Origin of the sequence: Bartonella tribocorum (assembly GCF_002778015.1) — a bacterium.
In the GTDB taxonomy this organism is placed as follows: Bacteria; Pseudomonadota; Alphaproteobacteria; order Rhizobiales; family Rhizobiaceae; genus Bartonella; species Bartonella tribocorum_B.
This window is the reverse complement of the sequence record NZ_NJPP01000057.1, coordinates 1-4,053: the sequence shown is the minus strand read 5'-3', so window position 1 is coordinate 4,053 and position 4,053 is coordinate 1. Positions and strand designations below refer to the sequence as shown.

Genomic DNA, 4,053 nt, shown 5'->3' with positions numbered 1-4,053 from the left:
CAACTTGCTCGTCAAGAATACGCTGCCAACAAGAAAGGCTAGATCATGTTCTCAAGTTTTATCTCTATATTACATATCTTTATGAGTTTAAGCATTCCCTATTCTTATTGCAATTTTAAAAAAAGATCATCATTTATGCTTTGTTTTTTCCATAAAAAAGTAAATAAAATCAATGCAAAAGGTACTTCCCAGCGGGTTGGCTTCGTTGCGGGGCAGGCTAGCGCGAACTATCGCTAGCGACAGAATTTTTAAATCAACTGTACATTGTACACATAACATATTGATAAATAACAAAATTAATATGTACTCATATATACACTGTACAATAGTGAATTATTTTTTAGAAAAAAATTACATTGCCGCTTGATAATATGGCGGCAATATGAATTTGAAGAGATAAATGATTTTATAAAAACACAAGATTTGCGGTCCTCAAAACTTGGACCACTGCTTTTAGGTTTTACTCTTTTTTGAGTAAAACTTATAATTGGGGAGCGCAAAATCTGGAGCTGTTACAGCAATTAATCATCAAGTTTTACTCTAGATAGCTTTCCCTGATTGAACGCAATGAAATAACCAAGATCGTCACTATTTCATTGAGTGTGAGAAAAAATTAAGAAGCCAATTTGTTGATTATGATAATGACATACGCTTTGATTTACCAAGCCATTGGAAATGGCATGAATCCTACTGAAAAAGCTTTATATCTTTCAGGTCCTTATCCATGTTCGTCTTAATCTATTCCTCCAGAGTAGACGAAGAAAACAGGAAATATAAAGCCTTAATTGAAGAAGCAAAGCAGTTTTTAACAAGATCTATAGTAAAAGCTGCTTAGTTTAAAACATGATCTTATCTTCTCCATTTTCGGCACAGAAAAGATGTTAATTTAAGTAATGAGATTAGAAAAAAATGTTTAAATTATTTATTACTATAATACTTATTGTGTTTTCACAGCATGTCTTTGCCGATGACAATGATAATAATAAAGTTTATCGAGCGGCTATGCAGTCTCCTGAAGAAGTAAAACGTGATGGCGGTTTCCTACCGCGAGGGATGGATGGAACACGGCCTAATCAACCTCCACCAGATATAAGTTTATGGAATCATGTACATGGAACTGCAACAGGAATGTCACGCTATAATTCTGGCTATGTATCTACAACAAGATACTACTCTATTGCAGCTAATTGGATATATGATTACCTTAATCATGATGGTTATATTTATCATATAAGAGTTACCCCTAATTTCATTGATGTTAATGCATCGTTAGGAAGATTTTCTCCATATGAACATGAGCGAGAAATCGCTGCATTGGGTGTAATTCACTGGGAACAAATTATTGGGTGGCAAAGATTGAGCGGGGGCGTTGTTGGTCCATTTATTCGGAATCCAGATTACAGAGAGCAATTATATGCGGGCCTTACATCAGGAGGAGCTCAACCGCAGCTAGCCGCTTTCCCTGTTGAACATCAAGCTTGGAATCTAATGCCATGGGTTACATATGCTCACTGCCAGTTAAGATCATCCTGTTCCCCCATAAAATCAGCACAGATTTTTGGAACGGAATGGTTTTGGAAATCCTATTACGCTATACTTGCAATACCATTTATTTATCTTGATTAAAATAATATTACAAACGTATCTACTTATACTGTAAATTATATATTTTATAATAACACATAAATAAAGAAAATAAACTTATTATTTATATTGTAAAGCCTCGTTCTTTAGAGCGTAAATATAAAAACAAATACTATAAACCATTGGATGTAGGACTTGCTGCCCATAGAACCGCCTATAAAATGGATTACATAAGCAATCAGCAGTAGGAACTTACCGAAAAAAGCCAATCCACTTATATATTAAACATCCCAGAAATCTTTATCCTTTAGGGTAAGGATGATATTAAATTCTACTAATTTAAATTTTAAAGGAGAAAACAATTATGAAAATTAAAGAAAAAATACTTCTACCCTTGATAATGATAATATCAATGATAAAACCCTCCATCGCTGGACCTTATTCAGAAGAGGGTCATATAACTTTGGTTGAAATGGATATGAGTACATATTACTGTACTTTACGAATTAATAACCAGTTAGGGAATTGGTACTGTAATAGCATTGCTGGAAAAGCCATGTTTGATTTGGCTAAAATAGCTCACATTCTGAATAAGCCAGCAAAAGTAACATTTATGAGCGGTTACGTTAAATCGAAAGATGTGTTATCCATTACTCTAGAATAACGTCAATATAATTTTACGTGTGCTGCTATCCTTGCAAATACTTTAGATATTATTTTCCTCTACTCTATAATAAAAAAATGAGGTTACAGGTAGAAACTATTTTTTCACAAACATAGTTTTTACTGCTTGACAATATGGCAACAATGTGTCTATCGTTGAGCTAGGTGCTTGAAAAACACCTTAAAGCAACTAGCGGATGGATTGCCGGAACAATCTCTTCTCCGCCAACTAAAAGTTTTGACTCATTGTATGTTGCACGCATATAATGGCATTGTCGGGTGTGGTTATGCTATACAATACCCTTATGGGAAAGGCATAACGACGGGCTAGTTGCCGTGTTTTTCAGCGCCCGGCACTCTCTTTAGAGTGTCAATGAAAAACATCTAACAACTAGGAGTTCATTATGAACACTCTTATAAAAATTAGAGAAAGCACTGCTAATAGTGCTACCACTCAGACTATGTCTAGTCGTGAGATTGCTGAGTTGTGCGGTAAAAGACATGACCATGTAATGCGTGACATTAAACAAATGTTAGGAGAATTAAACTCTGAAAGTACTGCCCCCAAATTTGGGGTGAGTGATTTTTCAGGATTATACAAAGACTCAACAGGGCGTACACTTCCTTGTTACAACCTTCCAAAGCGTGAATGTCTAATTCTTGTTTCTGGTTATAACACTACTTTACGAGCAAAGATTATTGACCGTTGGCAAGAATTGGAAAAGCAAATAGCAACACCACAAGTTGACTATTCTAAACCCGAAGCATTACTTGGTGTTTTGAATCACTTACAAAGTCAAATCGAGCAAAAAGACCATGTTATTGCTGAATTGACTCCAAAAGCAGAAGCTTTAGAAGGTTTAAAACGTTCTGATGGGTTGTTTGGTCTTATTGAAGCAGCGAAGATGTTGGAGGTGCGACCAAAGGATTTAACCGATTATTTGCGTAAACATGATTGGGTGTATCGACGGGCTCCAGGGGCGCCTCTGTTACCTTATCAGGATAAAATCAAGAAAGGCTTTATGGACTGCCCTGCTATCACCATTCAAAGACCAGATGGTACAGAAAAGGTGCTCCCTTCAACAAAAATCACATCCAGAGGATTGGCATGTTTGAGAGAACAAATCCATGGAGGTGTACAATGAAGATAGATACCAACTTCTTATGTGATTTATGGATAGCATTATCTCAATTTTCTAGACATGAAAATATGAATGATAAAGATTGTACTGCTCTGGTTGATACTATGACTGTCATAGAAAAAGCTTTGATTTCAAAACTTCAAGATGAGATGCCAAGTATACTTAAAATCTTAACAGTTCTCACAGATTTTGGCGATTCAGAGTTACCGCATAGCATGGATTCTTTGTTGCGCGTTTACAATCCAGATTTAGATAACCCCATTAGAAAAGTTGCTTAAGTAAATATATACTCCCTTCCCTCCTCGTTCTCAAAAATGGGGAGGGTTAATTGACATTACAGATTGAGCTGTGAATAAGAACCAAGACGCACTAAAACTAGCCTATCTTGACCAATCAAGCGATAGATCAAAACCAAATCAGGTCGAATATGACAATCCCGATAATCTTTCCAATTTCCAGTTAATGCATGGTCATGATATCGAAGTTCTAAAGGTTGATCATTTGCTAATGCCACAATGACTTGATGCAAATCTGTACTTAAAAGATGCCGATATCGTCCTTTCATTTCACGCTTGAAATCACGTTTGAAAATGGTGGTACGTTCAATCGTCCGCATAGAGATCATCAAATAATTCGTCTACGGAATGAAACTTTTTTAAGTTGC

The 4,053-nt window shown here is 35.7% G+C and carries 5 protein-coding genes and 1 pseudogene; 5 read left to right on the top strand and 1 reads right to left on the bottom strand.

All coding sequences use genetic code 11. The features are described 5' to 3' along the window. Window positions 1–577: 577 nt before the first annotated feature. The 5 genes and pseudogenes from CEV08_RS10085 to CEV08_RS08930 all read left to right on the top strand — a co-directional run. Window positions 578–835, top strand: a pseudogene (locus tag CEV08_RS10085) (phage antirepressor Ant); the annotation flags it as partial. A 74-nt stretch (window positions 836–909) separates the two neighbouring features. Continuing rightward, window positions 910–1,626 carry an enterotoxin A family protein gene (locus CEV08_RS08950; protein ID WP_100131256.1) on the top strand — a complete coding sequence of 239 codons (717 nt, stop codon included), beginning with the start codon at window positions 910–912 and terminating at the stop codon, window positions 1,624–1,626. 322 nt (window positions 1,627–1,948) lie between these two features. After that, window positions 1,949–2,248, top strand: a complete 300-nt coding sequence (locus CEV08_RS08945) for a hypothetical protein (RefSeq protein ID WP_100131255.1) — start codon at window positions 1,949–1,951, stop codon at window positions 2,246–2,248. 403 nt (window positions 2,249–2,651) lie between these two features. Beyond that, window positions 2,652–3,392 (top strand): phage regulatory protein/antirepressor Ant, encoded by a 741-nt coding sequence (locus tag CEV08_RS08935; protein ID WP_100131254.1) that lies wholly within the window; start codon window positions 2,652–2,654, stop codon window positions 3,390–3,392. Beyond that, entirely contained in the window at window positions 3,389–3,667 is a 279-nt protein-coding gene (locus CEV08_RS08930; protein ID WP_100131253.1) for a hypothetical protein, read from the top strand. Before CEV08_RS08935 ends, CEV08_RS08930 begins: the two co-directional genes overlap by 4 nt. Window positions 3,668–3,723: 56 nt before the next feature. Here CEV08_RS08930 and CEV08_RS08925 read toward each other — a convergent pair whose 3' ends face one another. Beyond that, window positions 3,724–4,005 (bottom strand): type II toxin-antitoxin system YafQ family toxin, encoded by a 282-nt coding sequence (locus CEV08_RS08925; protein ID WP_100131257.1) that lies wholly within the window; start codon window positions 4,003–4,005, stop codon window positions 3,724–3,726. Window positions 4,006–4,053 lie beyond the last annotated feature (48 nt).

Excerpts from the sequence above, each read along its gene's own strand:
- CEV08_RS08945 (WP_100131255.1), top strand. The coding sequence starts at position 1,949 with ATGAAAATTAAAGAAAAAATACTTCTACCCTTGATAATGATAATATCA.
- CEV08_RS08925 (WP_100131257.1), bottom strand. The coding sequence starts at position 4,005 with ATGCGGACGATTGAACGTACCACCATTTTCAAACGTGATTTCAAGCGT.
- CEV08_RS08930 (WP_100131253.1), top strand. The coding sequence starts at position 3,389 with ATGAAGATAGATACCAACTTCTTATGTGATTTATGGATAGCATTATCT.
- CEV08_RS08950 (WP_100131256.1), top strand. The coding sequence starts at position 910 with ATGTTTAAATTATTTATTACTATAATACTTATTGTGTTTTCACAGCAT.
- CEV08_RS08935 (WP_100131254.1), top strand. The coding sequence starts at position 2,652 with ATGAACACTCTTATAAAAATTAGAGAAAGCACTGCTAATAGTGCTACC.